Source organism: Kitasatospora sp. NPDC056731 (assembly GCF_040687675.1).
Taxonomy (GTDB): domain Bacteria; phylum Actinomycetota; class Actinomycetes; order Streptomycetales; family Streptomycetaceae; genus Kitasatospora.
In genome coordinates this window covers 127,678-146,822 of the sequence record NZ_JBFBNR010000001.1, presented here as the reverse complement: position 1 = coordinate 146,822, position 19,145 = coordinate 127,678, and the positions used below count along the sequence as shown (strand labels likewise).

Below are 19,145 nucleotides of genomic sequence, written 5' to 3'. Positions count from 1 at the left end.
CGCTCGCCCTCGCCCCGCCCGCGCCCCCGCCCCGCCCCCGTCAGCTGCCGCCCAGCAGCGCCGCCGACGTCGCCCGCACCGCCGTGACACCCAGCTCCCTCACCAGCTCCCCGACCTCGCCCGGCCGCTGCGGGTCGGCCAGCACCACGGCGGCGCCGGTCCGCAGCGGCCAGAGGAACTCCCAGAGCGGCAGACCCAGTTGAAGCACCCGGTCGCCCGGGCCGAGCGGGTGGGCCGCCTGGAGCTCGCGCACCCGGCGGTCGGCCTCGGCGTGGGTGAGCCGGACGGCGTCCGGGCGCCCGCCCGGGCCGTACCCGACGCACAGCAGGTGCTGCGGCGTGAGCGCCCGGGGCGGGTCGGTGGCCAGCTCTCCGTCCACGTCCAGCCCGGCCAGCGCCTCCGGCACCCCCTCCCCCAGCACGCAGACCGGCGCGGTCTCCGCGAGCAGCCGCTCCCGGCGTCCGGGCGCGTCCGCCGGGTCCAGCGGCAGGTACGCCGCGCCGGACTTGGCCACCGCGAGCAGCGCGGTCAGCAGCTGCGCCGGGTGGCGGGCCGGCGCCAGGCCGACCACCGCCCCCGGCCGGGCGCCGCGCGCGGCCAGGGCGCGCGCCAGCCGGTTGGCCGCGGCGTTCAGGTCCCGGTACGTGACGACCGCGCCGCCCGCGAGCAGCACGGCGGGGGCGTCCGGGGTCCGGGCCGCCTGCGCCTCGACCGGCCCCACGACGGTGGTCGGCGGGTACTTCGCCGCCCGGTCCGTGCGCGGGGGCGCCTGTGGCCCGGCGGCCTCCAGCAGCACGGCCTCCATCAGGCCGCGCCGAGCAGTGCGGCCCAGGCCTCGACGGCCGGGCGCTCGGCCAGTTGCACGAACGCCACCTCGGCGCCCTCGGCCCGCCAGCGCTCGGCGAGCGCCATCAGCCGGACCGAGTCCAGGCCCCAGTCGGCCAGGTTCTCGTCCAGCGGGACGTCCGCCGGGTCCTCGCCGAGCAGGTCGGCGACCTCGGCCCGGATCCGCTCCATGGTGAAGGCCATGCCCGTCACTTCCCTTCCAGCATCGCGAGCACAGCGTCGGTGGTGGTGACCTGCCCGCAGCGGCCGGCCACCCAGGACAGCGCCGCGCGGTGCTCGTCCGGGCCGAAGTCGGCGACCGCGTCGGCCACCACGAAGGCCGGCAGGTCGCGCATCCAGGCGTCGCAGGCGGTGGCCTGCACCCCGATGTGCGCGTACACGCCGGTGATCACCAGCTGGTCCCGGCCCTGCTCGCGCAGCAGCCGGTCCAGATCGGTGCGCACGAAGGCGCTGTACTTCCACTTGGTGAGCAGCGTGTCGCCCGGTGCGGGGGCGACGGCGTCGGCGATCGCCGTCGCGCGCGGGTCGTCCGGGATGCCCGGGCCCCAGAAGTCCTGCTGGAGGCCGCGTTCGGCCGGGCTCTGCCCGCCGGGCTGGGCCGAGTAGAGCACCGGCATGCCGTGGGCGCGTGCCGCCTCGGCCAACCGGCCGACGTTCCCGAGGAGTTCGGGCACCGGCGCGGCGGCGGCGTCGAAGGCGTCCAGGAAGTGGTTCTGCAGGTCGTGCACCAGCAGCACGGCGCGGTCCGGATCGACCGTCCACTCGACCCGGTTGGCGGGCAGTTCGGTGGCGGCGGGCAGGGGATAGGAGGGAATGCGGGGCAGGCCCACGGTGGTCTTTCCTTCAGTGAGTAGGGAGTGCGGCCGCGATGGCGGCGCGCAGGTCCTTCTTGCTGACCTTGCCGATCCCGGTGGCGGGGAAGGCGTCGACGAACTCGACCCGGTCCGGCACCTTGTACTCGGCCAGTCCGCGCTGCCGTACGAAGCGCTTCAACTCGATGCTCTTCGGCGGCTGTTCGCGATTCTCGGCGCGCAGGACGACGTAGGCGCAGGTGCGTTCGCCGAGGTAGGGGTCGGGCATCGACACCACCGCCGCGTCGTGCACGGCGGGGTGGGCGAGCAGGTGGTTCTCGATCTCCTCGGCGGCGACCTTCTCGCCGCCCCGGTTGATCTGGTCCTTGGCCCGGCCCTCGACCACCAGGTGGCCGGTGGGGGTGCGGCGGACGAGATCGCCGGTGCGGTAGAAGCCTTCGGCCGTGAAGGAGTCGGCGTTGTGCTCGGGCGCGTTCCAGTAGCCGCGGATGGTGTACGGGCCGCGGGTGAGCAGGTGGCCGGTGACGCCGTCGGGCAGGTCCTGGTCCTGGTCGTCGACCACCCGGACCTCGTCGTCCGGGGAGATCGGCCGGCCCTGGGTGGTGGTGATCAGCTCCTCCGGGTCGTCCAGGCGGGTGTAGTTGACCAGCCCCTCGGCCATCCCGAACACCTGCTGGAGCGTGCAGCCGAGCACCGGGCCCACCCGCCGGGCGGCCTCGGCGCTGAACTTGGCGCCGCCGACCAGCAGCACCTCCAGGCTGTCCAGGCCCCCCGCGCCGGGGCCGCCCGCGTCGCGCTCGGCGGCGTCCAGCCAGAGCAGGGCCAGCGGCGGCACCAGCCCGGTGATGGTCACGCCCTCGCGCTCGATCAGCGGGAAGGCCGTCTCCGGGTTGGGCCGCGGGCACAGCACCACCCGGCCGCCCGCGTACAGCGTGCCGAGCGAACCGGGCGAGCTGAGCGGGAAGTTGTGGGCGGCGGGCAGCGCGCACAGGTAGACGCTGTCCTCGTCGAGCGCGCACAGCTCGACCGAGCCGCGCAGCGAGTAGATGTAGTCGTCGTGGGTGCGCGGGATCAGCTTGGGCACACCGGTGCTGCCGCCGGAGAGCTGGAGGAAGGCGACGCTCCCGGGCTCCGGCTCCTCGGCCGGACCGGGCCCGTCGCAGGGCACGTCCGCCAGCCGGAGGTGCTCGCCCGGGTCGTCCCCGGCCACCAGGACCAGCCGCAGCGCCGGGCTCTCCGCCTTGACCCGGGAGGCCAGTTCGCGGTAGTCGAAGCCGTTGTCGACGGCCGCGACGACGTAGCCGGCCGCCCCGGTGAAGGAGCAGAAGTAGCCGATCTCGGTGGCGCGGTGGGCGGGCAGCGCGAAGACCGGCAGCGCGCCGATCCGGAACAGCGCGAAGACCACCTCGAAGAACTCGGCCACGTTGGGCAGTTGGACCACCACGCGGTCACCGCGCCCGATCCCCCGGGCGAGCAGCCCGGCGGCCATCCGGTCGGCGCGGCGGTCGAGTTCGGCGTACGTCCAGCGCCGCCCCTCCCCCGCCGGGTCGACGATCGCGATCCGCTCGCCGTGCGCGGCGGCGCGCTCGCGCAGCATCCGCCCGAAGGTCTCGCCGCGCCAGTACCCGGCGGCCCGGTAGCGCTCGGCGAACTCGTCGGGGTACGGGGTGAAGGCGGACTCCTGAAGGGAGGCCCGGTCCTCGATGGCGGCCTGATCTTGCATCAGAAAACTCTCCGGCGCCGTCACTGCGACACCCCCGCGGCGTCCAGGAAGGTGCGGAACTTAGCACTGGTCTCGGCGAGTTCGGCCTCGGGCCGGGACCGGTCGACGACGCCCGCGCCCGCGAACACCCGCAGGGTCCGCTCGTCCGCCTCCGCGCAGCGGATGGTGACCACCCACTCGCCGTCGCCGTCCGCGTCACCCCAGCCGACCATGCCGGTGTACAGGCCTCGGTCGAAGGGCTCGACCTCGCCGATCACCCCCCGGGCGATGGCCGTCGGCGTGCCGCAGACCGCCGGGGTCGGGTGCATGGCGGTGGCCAACTCCAGGGCGGAGACCGCCGGATCGGCCAGTTCGCCGGTGATGGTGGTGGCCAGGTGCCACATCGCGGCGGTGCGCACCAGGGTCGGCCGCGCCGGCACGTCCAGGGTGCGGCAGTACGGCGCCAGCGCGGCGCGGATCGCGTCCACCACGACGGCGTGCTCGTGCAGGTCCTTGGGCGATTCCAGCAGCGCGGCGGCGCGCCGGACGTCCTCGCCGAGGTCGGCGCTGCGCGGCACCGAACCGGCCAGCGGGTTGGCCAGGACGGCCGTTCCGCGCCGGGAGACCAGGAGTTCGGGGCTGGCGCCGATCAGCGTCCGCCCGCCGCCGGCGGGGACGGCGAAGGTGTAGCCGCCCGGGTCGCGGCGGCCCAGCCGCTGGAGGATCGCGGGCAGGTCCAGCGGGCGGTCGGCGCTCAGCTCCAGCGTGCGAGCCAGCACGACCTTGCTCAACTCGCCGCCGCGCAGCCGCTCGACGGCCGCCGCGACGCCCGCGCCGTACGCGGCCGGCTCGGGGATCGGACGCACCTGCCAGTCGACCGGCTCGGCCGGCGGCGCGGGCAGCGCGATCAGCGGGTCGTCGCGCAGCGCCCCGGCTCTGCGGACTCTCTCGGGGACGGCGAGTTCGACCCGGCTGTCGTGGTCGAACGCCACCGCGCCGACCACCAGCGGCCGTTCGACCCCGGCGCGACGGGCCTCGGCCAGCGTCGCGGCGACCCGGACGGGCAGCGGGCGCTCGTCCTGCGGGACGCGGGCGTGCACCCCGGCGGTGAGCAGGGTGCGGGTCGGCGAGGCGAGGAACGCCTCGTCGGCCGCGGCCCGGTACTGGCCGAGCAGGCCGCTGGCCGCGCCGATGACGGCGTGGTCGGGGCCCGGGGCGGAAGCGTCGGCGGGCCCGGCGGGGGCCGGGGCGGCGGTGGGGGCGGGAGCGGCGTGCTCGGCGACACCCCCGGCGGGGGCGTGGTGCACCGTGGTCACCGTGAAGTCTCCAGTCTGGGACGGTCTGGACGGTCTGCGCGTCAGGGAGGAGGGTCGGGGAGGGAGGTCAGGGCATGGCCGGCGCCCGGGGGTTGCCCGGGGCGCGGAGGGGAGCGACGAGGAAGGCGTGGGGACGGCGGTCAGGCGCGCAGGGTCGCGCCGCCGTCGACGTAGAGGTCGTGCATGGTGATGTGCCGGGCCCGGTCGGAGGCCAGGAAGACCACGGCCTCGGCGATGTCGGCGGGTGCGGCGATCCGCCCGAGCGGGATGCCGACCCGCCAGGCGCCCAAGTCGCCGTCGATGACCCGCTGTTCGGCGGCCTCGGCGTCCTCGCCCCAGAGCGCGCGCTGCATCCCGGTGTCGGTCGAGCCGGGCGAGACGATGTTGCACCGCACGCCGGAGCGGGCGAGTTCCAGCCCGAGGCAGCGGGTGAACATGGTGGCCGCCGCCTTGGACGCCGCGTACGCGGCCATGCCGGCGCGCGGCACCCCGGCGGCGTTGGAACCGACGGTGACCACGGCGCCGCGGCCGCGGTCGGCCATCCGGCGGCCGACCGCGCGGCCGGTGTGGAAGACGCCGGTGGTGTTGACCGCGAAGGTCTCCGCCCAGTCCTGGTCGGTGAGTTCGACGACGGGTGCGGTGCGCAGGATCCCGGCGACGTTCACCAGTGCGGCGATCGGCCCGAGTTGGCGCTCGATCAGGTCGACCGTGTCGTCCACCGCCCGGCCGTCGGCGACGTCCAGGACGTACGGGTGCACGGCGGGCGACTCCGCCGCGAGGGCGGCGAGCGGGCCGGGGTTGCGGTCCACCGCGGCGACGACGGCCCCCTCGGCGACGAGCGCCCGGGCCACGGCCGCACCGATGCCCTGCCCGGCCCCGGTGACCATCGCGACGGCACCGGCGAATTCGGACTTCTGCACGGACATCCCCTCCGACCAGCAATATTAGGTAAGCCTAACCTAACACATATGTTCGGCTGCGCCGATGCCCTGTGCAGTCGTCAACTCACCGCCACTCCCTCGACTCCGGCCCGATCGCCACCGCTTCCGGGCGCACCAGTACGAGACGTTTCGTCTCGCCGAGACCGTGGACCGAACCTCCCACGGCCGCGGTGCCGCGGCGGCTGGAGGGCGGCGAACTGCCGGACGGCGACCGGGAGCTGATGGCGGCTCCCGGTCGCTCACGAGAGGGCCACGGGCCCCCGGAAACGACTCAGCCCGTCGCGCCGGTCGCCGGAGCCGACGGAGCCGCCGGGGCCGGGGCGAGGCCGGTGCAGCCCCGGAGGGCGTCGCGGCGCTTGCGGGCCGCCTCGGCGGTGGCGCCGGTGACCGGGACGGGGACGCCCTTGTCGTCGATGGTCGCCGGGGCGAAGGCCTCGCCGGTGACCTTGCCGTCGCGGGTGAGGGTGAGGGTGGTGACGCCGGTCTCGTTGGAGAAGGCGTAGTTGGAGGTGCCGTACCAGAGGAAGTTGCCGAAGCCGTAGCCGATGTACGTGTTGCCGAGCATGCCCGAGCCGACCATGGTGTGGGCGTGGGTGCCGACCACGGCGGTGGCGCCGGCGGTGGCGAGCTTCTTGGCGATGGCGGTCTGCGGGCCGGTGGGGCAGGCCTTGCCCTCGTCGCCCCAGTGCAGGTAGACGAGGACGACGGGCGCCTGCTGCTTGGCCGCCTCGACCGCCTTGACCAGCGCGGGGACGTCCAGCGCGGAGGCGATGCCCGGCTTGTTGGCGCCGGCCCGCCACTTCTGGTTGGTGAGGTCCTCGACCTGGCTGGCGGCGACGACGGCGACCTTCACACCGCGCACGGTGGTGACGTACGGGGCGTACGCCTCCTTGGCGTTGCGGCCGACGCCGACGACCGGGATCGGCGAGGAGTCCTTGGCGGCGAGGGTGTCGGTGAGGCCGTCGGCGCCGAAGTCGACGGCGTGGTTGTTGGCCATGGAGACGACGTCGACGCCGGAGTCCTTGAGCGCCGAGAGCGCCTTGGGCGAGGTGCGGAAGGTGTAGGTCTTCGGCTCGGGGGCGCCGCGCCCGGTGATCGCCGTCTCCAGGTTGAGGACGGACAGGTCGGCGTCGGCGAGCGTCCGGGAGAGCGGGCCGAGGGCCTGCTCGGGCGGCTGGACGGCGAGCCGGGCCTCGGTGCGGCCCTCGAAGTGGACGTCTCCGGCGAACGCGACGGTGATGCTGCCGTCGGGCCGGGGCGCGGCGTTCTTCCCGGCGGCGGTTCCGGAGGGCGTCGCGCCCGGACTGGTGGACGTGCCCGCCGCCCCGCCCGAGGCGGCCGCGGTCGAGCCGGGCGCGGCGGCCGGCGCCGGGGCAGGGTCGTCGGGCCCGCAGGCGGCTATGGCGGTCAGGCCGACGAACAGCGCGACGGCGGCCGCGGCACGGCGCATGAGTGGTTCCCCCCGGGTCGATCCAGAAGCGGTCAGCCTACGGCACGGCTTCCGCACCCATCCGCCTCGGTTCCGCAACATTCCGAGCACAACACCGGCTTCATTCCGAGCACGACACCGGATTCCGAGCGCAGCGCCGGCGGGCCGAACACCAACGGCTGGAGCACCGGGCGCCGAGGACTGAGCGCCGCCCCGGCGCGGTAGGAGATGCTGAACCGCCCCGCCCGCCCCCGTCCGCCAGAGCCCGGAGCCGCACCCACCCCATGGACGACACCGAGACCACCGCCTCCGCCGGCCCCGCCCCCACCGGCCGCCCACCAGTCGACTTCACCCCCGCCGAGCGCGCCCGTGGCCGCGCGCTGCGCCGCGCCCAGCTGCCCTGGGCGCTGGGCGGGCGGCTGGCGGGCCTGGCGCTCACCCTGCTGCTCGGCCTGACCCCGGCCGGCGCCGGCCTGGTCTCGGCCGTCGGAGGCTGGTTCGGCGGCTCCCGGACGGCCGGGGTGCTGGCGGGCGCGGCGGCCCTGGTGGTGCTCGGCCAGGCGTTGCAGCTGCCGTTCGGCGCCCGGCTGCGGGCGGTCCGGGCCCGGTACGGGCTGGTGACGCAGGGCTGGGCCGGCTGGGCGGTGGACGCGCTGCGCGGCCTGGGGCTGGCCCTCGTGCTGGTCCTTCCGCTCGCGCTCGGGCTGTTCGCGCTGACCGCCTGGTCGCCGCGGCACTGGTGGCTGCCGGCGGCGGGTGCGGCGGCGGTGCTGACGGCGGCGCTGTCCTTCCTGCACCCGCTGCTGATCGAGCCGGTGTTCAACCGTTTCACTCCGATGCCGCCGGGCCCGCTGCGCAGCGCCCTGCTGGCGCTGGCCGAGCGGGACGGCGTACGGGTGCGGGACGTCCTGGTGGCGGACGCCTCGCGGCGGACCACCGCGCTCAACGCGTACGTGTCGGGGCTGGGCGCGACCCGCCGGATCGTCGCGTACGACACGCTGCTGTCGACGGCCACGCCGCGCGAGGTGGAACTGGTGGTGGCGCACGAGCTGGGCCACGTGAAGCACCGGGACGTGCCGTTCGGCACCTTGCTGGGCGCGGTGGGCGCGGCCGCGGCCGTGGCCGTGCTGGGGGTGCTGGGCGCCTGGCAGCCGCTGCTGTCGGCGGCGGGGGCGGCGGATGCGGCCGATCCGCGGGCGCTGCCGCTGCTGGCGGCGTGCGCGGCGCTGCTGGGGGCGCTGTCGGGGCCGGCCCAGTGCGCGGTGAGCCGCCGGATCGAGGCCAGGGCGGACCGGCACGCACTCGAACTGACGTCGGACGCCGAGCAGTTCGTCGCGATGCAACGCAGACTGGCGTTGGCGAACGTCTCCGATGTCGACCCGCCGAGGGCGCTTGAGCTACTGTTCGCCACTCACCCGAGTGCGACCCGCCGGATTGCCGCCGCCCGCGCCTGGCAGGCCACTCAGGGGCAGGGAGGCCCGGAGCGGCGCGCGGACCCGGGGGATTCCGTTGTATAGTGCAACAAATATCGAGGAGGTAGGAACGCCCGTGCCCGGCCGCCAGTCGTCCATCGACGCCATCCAGCGCGAGCTGACCGCCTTCGCCCGGCGCGCCCGGCACAAGGCCTCCCAGCTGCACCCCGACCTCTCCCTGGTCACCTACAGCATCCTCGACCTGATCACCGAGCGCGGCGGTTGCCGGGCCGCCGACGTGGCCGCCCACTTCATGCTCGACAAGTCCACCGTCAGCCGCCAGGTCACCGCCCTGGAGAAGCTCGGCCTGCTGCGGCGCGAGGCCGACCCGGACGACCAGCGCGGCCAGATCCTGCGCGCCACCGAGGCCGGGCTCGCCCTGCTGCAGGACGCCAACGAACAACGCCGGCTGGCCTTCACCGCCCGCTTCACCGACTGGTCCGACGAGGACGTCGCCCGCTTCGCCGCCTACCTGGCCCGCTACGGCGAAGAGGGCTGAGACCCCCTGCACTGAGCCCCCCTGTGCCGAGACCCCCTGTACCGAGACCCCCTGTACGGAGTGCACCCGGGGGCCTCCGGGGTGCACCCGAGGAGCACCCGAGGAGCGCCCGGGGTGCGCCCGGGGTGCGCCGCACCGCCCCGACGGTGTACAGAGGAAAGGTGCCACTCCGGCAGCGTCTCCGTGACCCGCAGCCCCGCGACCGCCCGCGCGACCGCCGCCACCCCCGGCGGCCCGACCGTCGCGCGCTGACGGCGCTGTCGCTCGCGCTGATCGTCGTGATCACCGTCGTCGACATCCTCTCCCCCGCACAGATCCACCTCGGCCCGCTGCTGATCGTCGCCCCCGCGCTCACCGCCTCCTACGCCGGCGCCCGGGCCACCGCCGGAGTCGCCCTGCTGGCCCTCGCCGCGCTCACCGTCATCGGCATCCTCCGGGACGGCCTCACCAGCGCCAACATCGAGACCCAGTTGGGCGCGCAGCTCGTCGTCTCCGCCCTGATCATCGGACTGCGGGCGCTGCGCGAACGGTACGAGCGCGAGCTGGCCCAGGTCCGCTCGGTGTCCGAGGCCGCCCAGCGGGTCCTGCTGCGCCCGCTGCCGGACCGGATCGGGCCGCTGCACCTGGCCTCCGTCTACCTGGCCGCCGAGGCCGAGGCGCAGGTCGGCGGCGACCTGTACGCGGCCGCCCGCACCGCCACCGGCACCCGGCTGCTGGTCGGCGACGTCCGCGGCAAGGGCCTGTCCTCGCTCGGCGACGCGGCCCTGCTGCTCGGCGCCTTCCGCGCCGCCGCCCACCTGCACGCCGACCTGCCCGGGCTCGCCGCCTACCTCGACGGCAGCGTCTGCTGGGACCTCGCCCAGCTCGGCGAACAGGCCCGCCGGCGCCGCCTGAGCGGCGAGGACCCGGACGAGGCGGCCCCGCCGGAGGACAGCGGCGAGTCCTTCATCACCGCCGTCCTGCTCGACATCCCCGACGACGGCACGGCGATCCGACTGATCGACTGCGGCCACCCGCCCCCGCTGCTGCTGCGCCCCGACGGCATCACCACACTCGCCGCCCGCCGCCCGGCGCCGCCGCTGGGCCTGGGCGAGCTCGCCCCGGTCCGCTACGAGGTGGAGACCTTCCCGTTCCAGCCCGGCGACCGGCTGCTGATCTACACCGACGGCGTGATCGAGGCCCGCGACGCCGACCGGCGCTTCTACCCGCTCACCGACCGCGTCACCGCCTGGCAGGACGAACGCCCGACCGCCCTGCTCCACCACCTGCGCCGCGACCTGCTCGCCCACGTCGGCGGCCGGCTGGACGACGACGCGGCGATGGTCATCGTCGAGCGGCTCCCCTAGCTTCCCCGGCTCTCCTGGCTCCCCTGGCTCCCCTGGCCGGCGTCCGAGGAGGCGGGCGGCTGGTGGACGTACGGGGTCGACGTGGTCAGGATCGCGAATCCGAGCCGTTGCAGGATGGGGCGGCTCTGGTCGCTCGCGTCGACCTGGAGGTAGCGGTACCCGAGGTCGGCGGCGATGCGGGCCCGGTGGGCGACCATGGCCCGGTAGATGCCCCGCCCCCGCCAGTCGGCGACGGTGCCGCCGCCCCACAGGCCCGCGAACTCGGTCCCCGGGTTCAGTTCCATCCGCGCCGCGCACACCGGGCGCTCACCGGCCATCGCCACGACCAGGCTGACGGTCTCCGGGCTCCGGGCCAGCTGGTCGAGCATCCGCTGCCGCAGGCGGGCGCTGCTGGTGCCGAAGGCCTGCTCGTGGACGTCCGCCACGAGGTCCACCCCGGCCCGGTCGGTCACCGGACGCAGGTGGACGCCCTCGGGCAGGGCGGTGTCGGTGGCGAGGTCCTCGATCCGGGCCACCATCACCGCCTCCTGCGGCTCGGCCGTGAAACCGGCCGCCCGCAGCCGTTCCCCGAGGTCGCCGGGCCGGTCGTGGGCGTAGGTCTTCCATTCGAACTCGCGGCCCAGTGCGGTGAAGTACCGCACCTGTGCCGCGATCGCCCGGTCCGCCGTGGCGTCGTCGAGGTCCGACCACAGGACGCCGTTCCAGTCGTGGGCGGCGCCGACCTGCCGGATGACGTCGCCGTCCCGCTCGATCCGGGCGCCGGGGCCGTCGGGCTTCGCTTCGCGCCTCAGTCGGCGGTCGAACAGGGCGAGTGTGTCCTCATGATCCATCCGCCCACTCCAGCACAGGGCGGCGTGCCGCGCGATCGGGTTTCTCCCGGCGGCGCGGCCCGGGCCCGGCGGGCCCTGGCCACCGAAACGACGGGGCTCAGGCCCGGCGGGGAGGGCGGCGGGCGGGATCCTGGTCCGGGCGGGGTGCGCGGATGAGGTCGCTCGGCGCGTCGGCCCCCACAATCGCGTCCAACAGCTCTCGCGCGGCGGCGAGTTCGTCGATCTGGCGGGTGATGCGGGCGCGCTCGCGGGCGAGGCCGGTGAGGAGTTCGGGGCAGGTGGGACCGGGGCGGCGCGCGCCGGGGCGGGGGAGGCCGGGGAGGATCCGGGCGATGGCGGCGCTGCCGAGACCGGCGGCGAGCAGGGTGCGGATGCCGTGGACGGTGTCGATGTCGGGTTCGCCGTACTCGCGGTAGCCGCTGGGGCGGCGGGCGGGGGTGAGCAGGCCCTGTTCCTCGTAGTAGCGCAGGGCGCGGGGGCTGACGCCGGTGCGCCGGGCGAGTTCTCCGATCCGCATGCCGTGCCGTCCTTCGTTCGTCCGACTCCGCCGTTGACTCCGCTATTGACGCCGACGTCGGCTCCGACGCCAGCTCTGACGTCGACTCCGCCGTTGACTCTGACGTCGACGTGAAGGTCTAGCGTAGCCGCCATGCCGACCGAACGATCTTCCGCAACCCCCTCCTCCCCCACAGCAGTTGCCGTCCTCGGCCTGGGTCCGATGGGCCGGGCGCTGGCCCGGGCCCTGCTGTCCGCCGGGCATCCGGTGACGGTGTGGAACCGCACGCCCGGGCGGGACACCGAACTCCGGGCGCTCGGGGCGCGGTCCGCCGCGACGGCGGCCGAGGCCGTCGCCGCCGGACCGCTCGCCCTGCTCTGCGTCCGGGACCAGGCCGCCGCCCGGGCCGTCCTGGACTCCGCCGGGGCCGCGCTGCGCGGCCGCACGCTGGTGAACGCCACCTCCGTCACGCCGGACGACGCCCGCGCGAACGCCGCCCGGGCCGGGGCCGGCGGCTTCCGGCTGCTCAACGCCGCGATCCTCACCCCCACCCCGACGATCGGGCGGCCCGAGGGCGCCGTGCTGCTGAGCGGCGACGCCGGGGCCTTCGCCGCGCACGAGGCGGTCCTGCGCACCCTCGGCGGGGGCGTCCGGCTGCTCGACAGCGGGGATCCGGGCCGGGCGGCGGCGTTCGACGCGGCGCTGCTGGACCTGTTCTGGACCACCGTGCACGGCTACCTGCACGCGCTGGCGCTGGCCCGCGCCGAGGGCATCGGCGGCGCCGAACTCGCCCCGTACGCACAGGGCCTGCCCCGCCTGCTGCCGGCCCTGATCGACGAGTTCGCGCAACGGGCGGACCAGGGCAGCCACCCGGGCGACCGCAGCAGCGTGGCCTCGGCGGAGGCCGGTCTGGCGCACGTCGCCCACACCGCCCGGGCACGCGGCCTGGACACCGCCGTGCTGGACGCGGCGCTGGCCGTCACCCGGCGGGCGGTCGCGGCCGGTCACGGCCCGGACGGGGTGTCCGCCCTGGTCGAGACCGTCGGGACCATCAAGACCGTCGGGGCCGTCGAGACCATCGAGACCGCCGAGACCGCCGAGACCGCCGGTGGTGTCGAGCACGCCGAGGGCTGACGGCTACTGCGCGAGGTAGCCGCCGTCGACGGGCAGCACCGCGCCGGTGATGAAGGAGGCGTCGTCGGAGGCGAGGAACAGGACGGCCGCCGCGACCTCCGCCGGGGCCCCGAGGCGGCCCATGGGATGGCGCTTCTCGATCGCGGCGAGGTACTCCGTCCCGCCGGGTTCGTCGTACAGGCGGGCGACGCGGTCGGTGGCGATGGTGCCGGGGGCGACGGCGTTGATCCGGATGCCGCGGTCGGCCCATTCGACGGCGAGGTGCCGGGTGAGGCCGGAGGCGACGAACTTGGCGGGCCCGTAGACCGCCTGGCCGCGCTGGCCGGCCTCGCCGGAGATGGAGGAGACGCAGACGATCGCCCCTCCGGGCCGCTCCTGGGCGGCCATCGCCTGGATGCCGTACTTGCAGGTGAGGAACATGCCGCGGCCGTCGACGGCCATGACCTGGTCCCACTCCTCGGCGGTGGCCTCGGTGACCTCCATGAGCGGGATCACCCCGGCGTTGGCCACCAGGACGTCGAGGCGGCCGTACCGTTCGACGGCGGCGTCGACCATCCGGCGGGCGTCCTCGTCGCTGGCCACGTCGCCGACCACCGTGCTGACGGCGTGCGGGAACCGGTCGGCCAGCCGGCGCAGGCCCTCGGCGTCGATGTCGGTGCCGACCACCGACGCGCCCTCGCGCACGAAGCGTTCGGCGACGGCCCGGCCGATGCCGTTGGCCGCGCCCGTCACCACGCAGGACCGCCCGGCCAGGCGGCCCGCCGACACCCCTGATGTGTTCTCAGTCACCATGCCACCGGACTCTACCGATTCCGCGTCAGGAAGCCCGGTGCATCGACCAGTTGATCAACACACCGGGCCGGCCGCCGGACGCCGACGACCCCCGGCGCCCCCCGGCGCCGACGGTCTCAGACCGTGAGCACGATCTTGCCGCGCAGGTGCCCGTGCTCGCTGAGCCGGTGCGCCTCGGCCGCCTCCGCCAGCGGCAGCACCTGGTGCAGCGGCAGCAGCAGGGTGCCCGCCTCGTGCAGCGCCAGCACGGCGGCATAGGCGCGCTGGTGGTAGGGCTCGACGCCCTCCGCCCCACCGCTGAAGCGGACGCCGTACTCGGCGGAGCCCGCGAAGTCGACGATCGTCACCACCCGGTCCGCGGAGCCGGTCAGCTCGATGGAGAGCGGCAGCACCCCGCCCTTGCCCGCCGCGTCCAGCACCCGGTCCACCCCGCCCGGGGCGGCGGCCCGCACCCGGTCCGCCAGCCCGTCGCCGTAGGCCACCGGGATCGCGCCCAGCTCGCGCAGGTAGGCGTGGTTGGCCTCGCCGGCGGTGCCGACCACGGTGATCCCGCGCGCCCGGGCCAGTTGCAGCAGCAGGGTGCCGACCCCGCCGGCCGCGCCGTGCACCAGCAGCGTCTCGCCGGCCCGCACGCCCAGGACGCCGAGCACCCGCTCGGCGGTCTCGGCCGCCACCGGGATCGCCGCGGCCTCCTCCCAGCTCAGCGAGGCGGGCTTGCGGGCCAGCAGGTCGGCGTCGACGAGCGCCTGCTCGGCGTACGCGCCGCCCATGACGGCGCCGAACACCTCGTCGCCGGGCGCCCACGCGGTCACGTCCGGGCCGACGGCCTCCACCACACCGGCCAGCTCGTAGCCGCCGACGTGCGGGAAGGAGACCGGGAAGGCCGCCACCATCGAGCCGCTGCGCACCTTGTGGTCCAGCGGGTTGACGCCCACCGTGCGGACCGCGACCCGCACCTGGCCGGGGCCCGGGGCGGGCAGCTCGACGTCGGCCGGGCGCAGCACGTCCACGCCGCCGTACTCGGAGAAGGCGATCGCCTTGGTCATGGAATGTCCTTGCGGGTTCGGTGAGTTGTTTCTTCCGACGGCTCCATCCTGGATCGTCCGGGGCGGCCGCCAGGCCCGTCTTTCGGATGGTTCCACCTGTCCGAACGGCCAGGCCACAACCCCGGCCCCCGGGCTAGGCTGGCCGACATGGGCGACGGCATCGGCGTTGACAAGGGCGTGCGCATCGAGACGGGCGAGGACGTGGACGGCGGGAACGGGGACGGCGTGGACGAGCGGTGGCGGCAGCACTGGGGCCGCCCCGAAGAGGCGCTGGCGCGCGCCGTCGAGGTGCTGCGCACGCCCCGGCCGCACCTCATGGACCGGCTCTCCGAGGTGGTCGCCACCCTCGTCCCGCACGTGGCGATCGCCCAGCTCAGCGGCATCTGCACCTACTCCCCCACGCTCGCCTTCGGCCCGCCCGAGCTGACCGCCGCCGTCAGCGGCCTGGAGCTCGCCAAGCTGGCCGAGACGACCACCTCGGCGACGGCCGACGGCCGGGCCTGGCAGGGCGAGGCGCGGCTGGCCGGGCGGGCGAGGTCCGTCGTGGTGGTCACGGCGTCGGCGTCGGACGCCACCACCGCGGTGCTGGTGCTGGTCCGGGACGGCGGCGCCGACCCGGTGGCGGCCGGGGCGCTCGCCGTCCTCCAGCAGCTGTGGGACTTGGTCACCACCCACTCGCACCACCGCGCCACCGACGCCGGCCCCACCCACGCGGCGGCCTCCCGGGCCTCCGCCAACGCCCGGGCCCGGGCGATCGCCGAGTTCACCGGCTCCCACGGCGCCGCGCTCACCGCGATCCTCGCGCCGCTGCGCTCCGCCGCACTGGACGACGCCACCGCGCGCCGCGCCGCCACCGAGCTGGCCGTGACGGCGCTGCTCGACCTGCGCCGGGGCGCCGACCTGGACCGGGCGCTCAGCGAGGAGCCCGCCGACGCCGCGTTCGCCCGGCTCGACCAGCAGTTGCGCCCGCTGCTGCGGCACACCCGGGTGCGGCTGGACGTGGCGCCGCCGGCGGAGGCCGGCCGGTCCGTGCCGGCGGACACCGCGCACGCCGCCCGGGACGCCGTCCGGGCGGCCGTCCTCGTGATGCTGGAGCAGGACGCCGTGACCAGGTTGCACGTGAGCTGGCGGTTCGCCGGTGACACGCTGCGGGCGGTGGTGCGGGACGACGGCCCCGGCCTGCTGGCCGCCGACGCGCTGGCCGTCCACCGCACCGCCGACCGGATCGCCGCCCTCGGCGGGCGCTGCGCCATCGAGGCCGTCCCCGGCTGGGGCACCACGGTGAGCGTCGACCTGCCGCTCGGCCTGCCCGAACACCCGCACGCCACCGACCCGTTGGACGGCCTCCAGCCGCGCGAGCTGGAGGTGCTCGACCAGCTGGCCCAGGGCCGGCGCAACCGGGACATCGCGGTGGCGCTGCACATCAGCGAGTCGACGGTGAAGTTCCACGTCGCCAACATCCTGGCCAAGCTCGGCGTCTCCTCGCGCGGCGAGGCGGCGGCCCTGGCCCACCGGGCCGGGATGCCGGGCACCCCGGCCCTGCACGTCGCGTCCTGAGGAGAACCACGAGATGACCCAGACCCCCGAGACCACCGAGACCACCGAACCGACCGGGTCGATCGAACCGACCGGGCCGACCACGCCCTGGGACCCGGCCGCCCCCGGCGTGCTGCGCCTGCCCTCCGGCCGGCTGCTGCGCGGGCGCGGCCTCAGCCGTCCGCTGGCGCCCGGCCCGCACCCCTCCTTCGGGCTCTACCTGCTGGGCCGCCCGCCCAAGCCGCTCCCGTGGCAGGGTCGTTGGGTGCGCTGGCCCGACTTCCGGCTCCCCGCCGACCGGGCGGACGCGGCCGACGCCTTCCGCGAGGTCTGGCGGCGGTCGGCGACCGAACGCGTCGAACTCGCCTGCGTCGGCGGCCACGGCCGCACCGGCACCGCCCTCGCCTGCGTCGCGATCCTGGACGGCGTCCCGGCCGCCGAGGCCGTCGCGTACGTCCGGGAGCACTACGACCCGCACGCGGTGGAGACGCCCTGGCAGCGCCGCTTCGTGGAGCGGTGGGCCTGAGGCCTGAACGGCCGTCCCGGCGGCCGGGAGCGGGAATCCCGACCCGGCGACCCGGCCGCACTCGCGTGCGACGGGTTCGAACTGGCGTGTCCGGCGCACCGGGGGGTGATCGCGCCACGGCAGTGACCCGTTCGGGCTCCGCGCGCCCTACCGGGGGTCGCGGGCCGAAGGAATGATGAGCGGATCGCACGTGATCCAGACGACCCCGCACACCTGCCCCGGCCGGTGGACCTGCGGTGGAAGGAGCCCACGTTGTTGCTGCTCATCTCCCCGGACAGTGTCGAGGAGGCCCTCGACTGTGCGAAGGCGGCGGAGCACCTCGACATCGTCGACGTCAAGAAGCCGGACGAGGGCTCGCTCGGCGCGAACTTCCCGTGGGTCATCAGGGAGATCCGCGACGCCGTCCCGGCGGACAAGCCGTTGTCCGCCACCGTCGGGGACGTCCCGTACAAGCCCGGCACGGTGGCCCAGGCCGCGCTCGGTGCGGCCGTCTCCGGCGCCACGTACATCAAGGTCGGCCTCTACGGGTGCACGACGCCCGAACAGGCCGTCGACGTCATGCGAGGGGTCGTCCGGGCCGTGAAGGACTACCGGCCGGACGCGTTCGTCGTCGCCTCGGGCTACGCCGACGCCCACCGGATCGGCTGCGTCAACCCGCTCGCGCTGCCCGACATCGCCCGTCGCTCCGGCTCCGACGCGGCCATGCTCGACACCGCGATCAAGGACGGGACCAGGCTGTTCGACCACGTTCCGCCCGAGGTCTGCGCGGAGTTCGTCCGGCTGGCCCACGAAGCCGACCTGCTCGCCGCGCTCGCGGGCAGCGTCAAGGCGGCGGACCTCGGCACGCTGACCCGCATCGGCACCGACATCGTGGGGGTGCGCGGGGCCGTCTGCGAGGGCGGCGACCGCACCGCCGGAAGGATCCGGCCGCAGCTGGTGGCCGACTTCCGGGCGGAGATGGACCGGCACGCCCGGGAGCACGCGGCCGTCGTCGCCGCCGCGAGTTGACCGCCGGCATGCCGACGAGCCGGCCCGGCCGCCCGCCCGGGCCCGACGGCGGGCGCTTCGCCGTCGTCGACCCGGCGACGGGCGAGGCCTTCGCCGAGGCCCCCGACCAGCAGCCGGACGCGTTGGACGCCGTCGTCGGCCGGGCCCACGAGGCCTGGCACGGCTGGCGGGCCGACCCCGCCGCCCGCGCCGCCGCGTTGCGCGCGGCAGCCGACGCCGTGGCGGCGGCCGGAGCCGACCTCGCCCCGCTGCTCACCCGGGAACAGGGCAAACCCCTGGCCGAGTCGGCCGCCGAGGTCGCCCGGACGGCGGCCCGCCTGCGCTACTTCGCCGACCTGGCCCCCGCGCCCCAGCCGATCGCGGACGGCCGCCCGGTGCGCAGCGAGATCCGCTGGCGGCCGCTGGGGCCGGTCGCCGCGATCGTCCCGTGGAACTTCCCGCTCCAGCTCGCGGCGGCGAAGTTCGCGCCCGCGCTCGCCGCGGGCAACACGATGGTGCTCAAGCCCTCCCCGTTCACCCCCCTCGCCACCCGGCTGCTGGGGTCCGTCCTCGCCACCGCCCTCCCCGAGGGCGTCCTGACGATCGTCACCGGCCGCGAACCCCTCGGCGCCCGGCTCGCCTCCCACCCGGGGATCCGCCACGTGACCTTCACCGGTTCGGTCCCCACCGGTCGGGCCGTCGCGGCGGGCGCGGCCGCCTCGCTCGCCCGGGTCACCCTGGAGCTGGGCGGCAACGACGCCGCCGTCCTGCTGGACGACGTGGACGTGGACCGGATCGCGGACCGGCTGTTCTGGGCGGCGTTCCGCAACTGCGGGCAGGTCTGTATGGCGGTCAAGCGCGTCTACGCCCCGGCCCGGCTCTACCCCCAGGTGGTCGAGGCCCTCGCGGAGCGGGCGAAGAGCGTCGTCGTCGGCGCCGGACTCGACCCGGGCACCCAGCTGGGGCCGGTCAACAACGCCCCCCAGCTGGCCAGGGTCGAGCGCTACACGGCCCGGGCCCTGGCAGGCGGCGCCCGGGCCGTGGCCGGTGGCCACCGGCTGGACCGGCCGGGCTACTTCTTCGCCCCGACGATCCTGGCCGACGTCCCCTCCGACAGTCCGGTGGTGACGGAGGAGCAGTTCGGCCCGGTCCTGCCGGTGCTGCCGTACCGGAGCGTCGACGAGGCCGTCGAGGCCGCCAACGACACCGGATTCGGGCTGGGCGGCTCGGTGTGGGGGACGGACCTCGACCGGGCCGAGGCGGTGGCCGACCGGCTGGAGTGCGGGACGGCGTGGATCAACCACCACGCCGAACTGTCCCTCGCCCAGCCCTTCGCGGGCATCAAGGACAGCGGTGTCGGCGTCGCGGGCGGGCCGTGGGGGCTCTACGGGAACCTCAGGCCGTTCGTCGTGCACCGGCCGGAAGAGGCTTGACG

At 75.7% G+C, this 19,145-nt stretch carries 19 protein-coding genes; 8 read left to right on the top strand and 11 right to left on the bottom strand.

Translation table 11 applies throughout. The annotated features are described in order from the left end of the window. Positions 1 to 40: 40 nt before the first annotated feature. The 7 genes from AB0R04_RS00650 to AB0R04_RS00620 form a co-directional block, all read right to left on the bottom strand. Complete coding sequence (locus tag AB0R04_RS00650) at positions 41 to 805, bottom strand: AMP-binding protein (protein ID WP_363366839.1); 765 nt, start codon at positions 803 to 805, stop codon at positions 41 to 43. Further along, the gene (locus AB0R04_RS00645) at positions 805 to 1,029 is read right to left on the bottom strand and encodes a phosphopantetheine-binding protein (protein WP_363366837.1); all 225 of its coding nucleotides are present in this window, start codon (positions 1,027 to 1,029) and stop codon (positions 805 to 807) included. Before AB0R04_RS00645 ends, AB0R04_RS00650 begins: the two co-directional genes overlap by 1 nt. Before the next feature lie 5 nt (positions 1,030 to 1,034). Beyond that, entirely contained in the window at positions 1,035 to 1,676 is a 642-nt protein-coding gene (locus AB0R04_RS00640) for an isochorismatase family protein (protein ID WP_363366835.1), read from the bottom strand. 13 nt (positions 1,677 to 1,689) lie between these two features. Beyond that, positions 1,690 to 3,381 carry a (2,3-dihydroxybenzoyl)adenylate synthase gene (locus tag AB0R04_RS00635; RefSeq protein ID WP_363366833.1) on the bottom strand — a complete coding sequence of 564 codons (1,692 nt, stop codon included), beginning with the start codon at positions 3,379 to 3,381 and terminating at the stop codon, positions 1,690 to 1,692. A 20-nt stretch (positions 3,382 to 3,401) separates the two neighbouring features. After that, on the bottom strand, positions 3,402 to 4,553 hold the full coding sequence (gene dhbC / locus AB0R04_RS00630; protein ID WP_363367319.1) for an isochorismate synthase DhbC: 1,152 nt from the start codon (positions 4,551 to 4,553) through the stop codon (positions 3,402 to 3,404). Positions 4,554 to 4,816: 263 nt separating this feature from the next. Next, positions 4,817 to 5,602, bottom strand: a complete 786-nt coding sequence (locus AB0R04_RS00625; RefSeq protein WP_063349841.1) for a 2,3-dihydro-2,3-dihydroxybenzoate dehydrogenase — start codon at positions 5,600 to 5,602, stop codon at positions 4,817 to 4,819. A 286-nt stretch (positions 5,603 to 5,888) separates the two neighbouring features. Beyond that, positions 5,889 to 7,067 (bottom strand): CapA family protein, encoded by a 1,179-nt coding sequence (locus AB0R04_RS00620; RefSeq protein WP_363366831.1) that lies wholly within the window; start codon positions 7,065 to 7,067, stop codon positions 5,889 to 5,891. A gap of 263 nt (positions 7,068 to 7,330) precedes the next feature. Here AB0R04_RS00620 and AB0R04_RS00615 point away from each other — a divergent pair, with 263 nt between their 5' ends. From AB0R04_RS00615 to AB0R04_RS00605, 3 genes are all read left to right on the top strand, one after another. Further along, positions 7,331 to 8,563, top strand: a complete 1,233-nt coding sequence (locus tag AB0R04_RS00615) for a M48 family metalloprotease (protein WP_363366829.1) — start codon at positions 7,331 to 7,333, stop codon at positions 8,561 to 8,563. Positions 8,564 to 8,594: 31 nt separating this feature from the next. Beyond that, entirely contained in the window at positions 8,595 to 9,017 is a 423-nt protein-coding gene (locus tag AB0R04_RS00610) for a MarR family transcriptional regulator (protein ID WP_063349838.1), read from the top strand. A 161-nt stretch (positions 9,018 to 9,178) separates the two neighbouring features. After that, entirely contained in the window at positions 9,179 to 10,363 is a 1,185-nt protein-coding gene (locus tag AB0R04_RS00605) for a PP2C family protein-serine/threonine phosphatase (RefSeq protein ID WP_363366827.1), read from the top strand. Here AB0R04_RS00605 and AB0R04_RS00600 read toward each other — a convergent pair. Both AB0R04_RS00600 and AB0R04_RS00595 read right to left on the bottom strand, forming a co-directional pair. Then, positions 10,360 to 11,193 (bottom strand): GNAT family N-acetyltransferase, encoded by an 834-nt coding sequence (locus tag AB0R04_RS00600; RefSeq protein WP_363366825.1) that lies wholly within the window; start codon positions 11,191 to 11,193, stop codon positions 10,360 to 10,362. The two genes, AB0R04_RS00605 and AB0R04_RS00600, sit on opposite strands and share 4 nt — an antisense overlap. 97 nt (positions 11,194 to 11,290) lie before the next feature. Continuing rightward, a complete protein-coding gene (locus AB0R04_RS00595) occupies positions 11,291 to 11,710 on the bottom strand; it encodes a MerR family transcriptional regulator (RefSeq protein WP_363366823.1) in 420 nt (139 codons plus the stop codon). A gap of 132 nt (positions 11,711 to 11,842) precedes the next feature. Between AB0R04_RS00595 and AB0R04_RS00590 the strand changes: the two genes are divergently transcribed. Beyond that, a complete protein-coding gene (locus AB0R04_RS00590) occupies positions 11,843 to 12,823 on the top strand; it encodes an NAD(P)-binding domain-containing protein (protein WP_363366821.1) in 981 nt (326 codons plus the stop codon). 3 nt (positions 12,824 to 12,826) lie between these two features. Here AB0R04_RS00590 and AB0R04_RS00585 read toward each other — a convergent pair whose 3' ends face one another. Further along, complete coding sequence (locus AB0R04_RS00585; RefSeq protein WP_363366819.1) at positions 12,827 to 13,615, bottom strand: SDR family oxidoreductase; 789 nt, start codon at positions 13,613 to 13,615, stop codon at positions 12,827 to 12,829. A 116-nt stretch (positions 13,616 to 13,731) separates the two neighbouring features. Next, complete coding sequence (locus AB0R04_RS00580) at positions 13,732 to 14,661, bottom strand: NADP-dependent oxidoreductase (protein WP_363366817.1); 930 nt, start codon at positions 14,659 to 14,661, stop codon at positions 13,732 to 13,734. 147 nt (positions 14,662 to 14,808) lie between these two features. On the opposite strand from AB0R04_RS00580, the gene AB0R04_RS00575 reads away from it, so the two are divergent. The 4 genes from AB0R04_RS00575 (at position 14,809) to AB0R04_RS00560 (ending at position 19,143) form a co-directional block, all read left to right on the top strand. Next, positions 14,809 to 16,218, top strand: coding sequence for a LuxR C-terminal-related transcriptional regulator (locus AB0R04_RS00575; protein WP_363366815.1), 1,410 nt, complete (start codon positions 14,809 to 14,811; stop codon positions 16,216 to 16,218). 13 nt (positions 16,219 to 16,231) lie between these two features. Continuing rightward, positions 16,232 to 16,723, top strand: coding sequence for a protein-tyrosine phosphatase family protein (locus AB0R04_RS00570; protein WP_363366813.1), 492 nt, complete (start codon positions 16,232 to 16,234; stop codon positions 16,721 to 16,723). A gap of 252 nt (positions 16,724 to 16,975) precedes the next feature. After that, on the top strand, positions 16,976 to 17,731 hold the full coding sequence (locus tag AB0R04_RS00565; RefSeq protein ID WP_063349831.1) for a (5-formylfuran-3-yl)methyl phosphate synthase: 756 nt from the start codon (positions 16,976 to 16,978) through the stop codon (positions 17,729 to 17,731). 8 nt (positions 17,732 to 17,739) lie between these two features. Continuing rightward, positions 17,740 to 19,143 (top strand): aldehyde dehydrogenase family protein, encoded by a 1,404-nt coding sequence (locus AB0R04_RS00560; protein WP_363366811.1) that lies wholly within the window; start codon positions 17,740 to 17,742, stop codon positions 19,141 to 19,143. Positions 19,144 to 19,145 lie beyond the last annotated feature (2 nt).

Coding starts and splice junctions, on each gene's coding strand:
- AB0R04_RS00650 (WP_363366839.1), bottom strand. CDS start 805: ATGGAGGCCGTGCTGCTGGAGGCCGCCGGGCCACAGGCGCCCCCGCGC.
- AB0R04_RS00645 (WP_363366837.1), bottom strand. CDS start 1,029: ATGGCCTTCACCATGGAGCGGATCCGGGCCGAGGTCGCCGACCTGCTC.
- AB0R04_RS00635 (WP_363366833.1), bottom strand. CDS start 3,381: ATGCAAGATCAGGCCGCCATCGAGGACCGGGCCTCCCTTCAGGAGTCC.
- AB0R04_RS00625 (WP_063349841.1), bottom strand. CDS start 5,602: ATGTCCGTGCAGAAGTCCGAATTCGCCGGTGCCGTCGCGATGGTCACC.
- AB0R04_RS00620 (WP_363366831.1), bottom strand. CDS start 7,067: ATGCGCCGTGCCGCGGCCGCCGTCGCGCTGTTCGTCGGCCTGACCGCC.
- AB0R04_RS00615 (WP_363366829.1), top strand. CDS start 7,331: ATGGACGACACCGAGACCACCGCCTCCGCCGGCCCCGCCCCCACCGGC.
- AB0R04_RS00600 (WP_363366825.1), bottom strand. CDS start 11,193: ATGGATCATGAGGACACACTCGCCCTGTTCGACCGCCGACTGAGGCGC.
- AB0R04_RS00595 (WP_363366823.1), bottom strand. CDS start 11,710: ATGCGGATCGGAGAACTCGCCCGGCGCACCGGCGTCAGCCCCCGCGCC.
- AB0R04_RS00590 (WP_363366821.1), top strand. CDS start 11,843: ATGCCGACCGAACGATCTTCCGCAACCCCCTCCTCCCCCACAGCAGTT.
- AB0R04_RS00585 (WP_363366819.1), bottom strand. CDS start 13,615: ATGGTGACTGAGAACACATCAGGGGTGTCGGCGGGCCGCCTGGCCGGG.
- AB0R04_RS00580 (WP_363366817.1), bottom strand. CDS start 14,661: ATGACCAAGGCGATCGCCTTCTCCGAGTACGGCGGCGTGGACGTGCTG.
- AB0R04_RS00575 (WP_363366815.1), top strand. CDS start 14,809: ATGGGCGACGGCATCGGCGTTGACAAGGGCGTGCGCATCGAGACGGGC.
- AB0R04_RS00570 (WP_363366813.1), top strand. CDS start 16,232: ATGACCCAGACCCCCGAGACCACCGAGACCACCGAACCGACCGGGTCG.
- AB0R04_RS00560 (WP_363366811.1), top strand. CDS start 17,740: ATGCCGACGAGCCGGCCCGGCCGCCCGCCCGGGCCCGACGGCGGGCGC.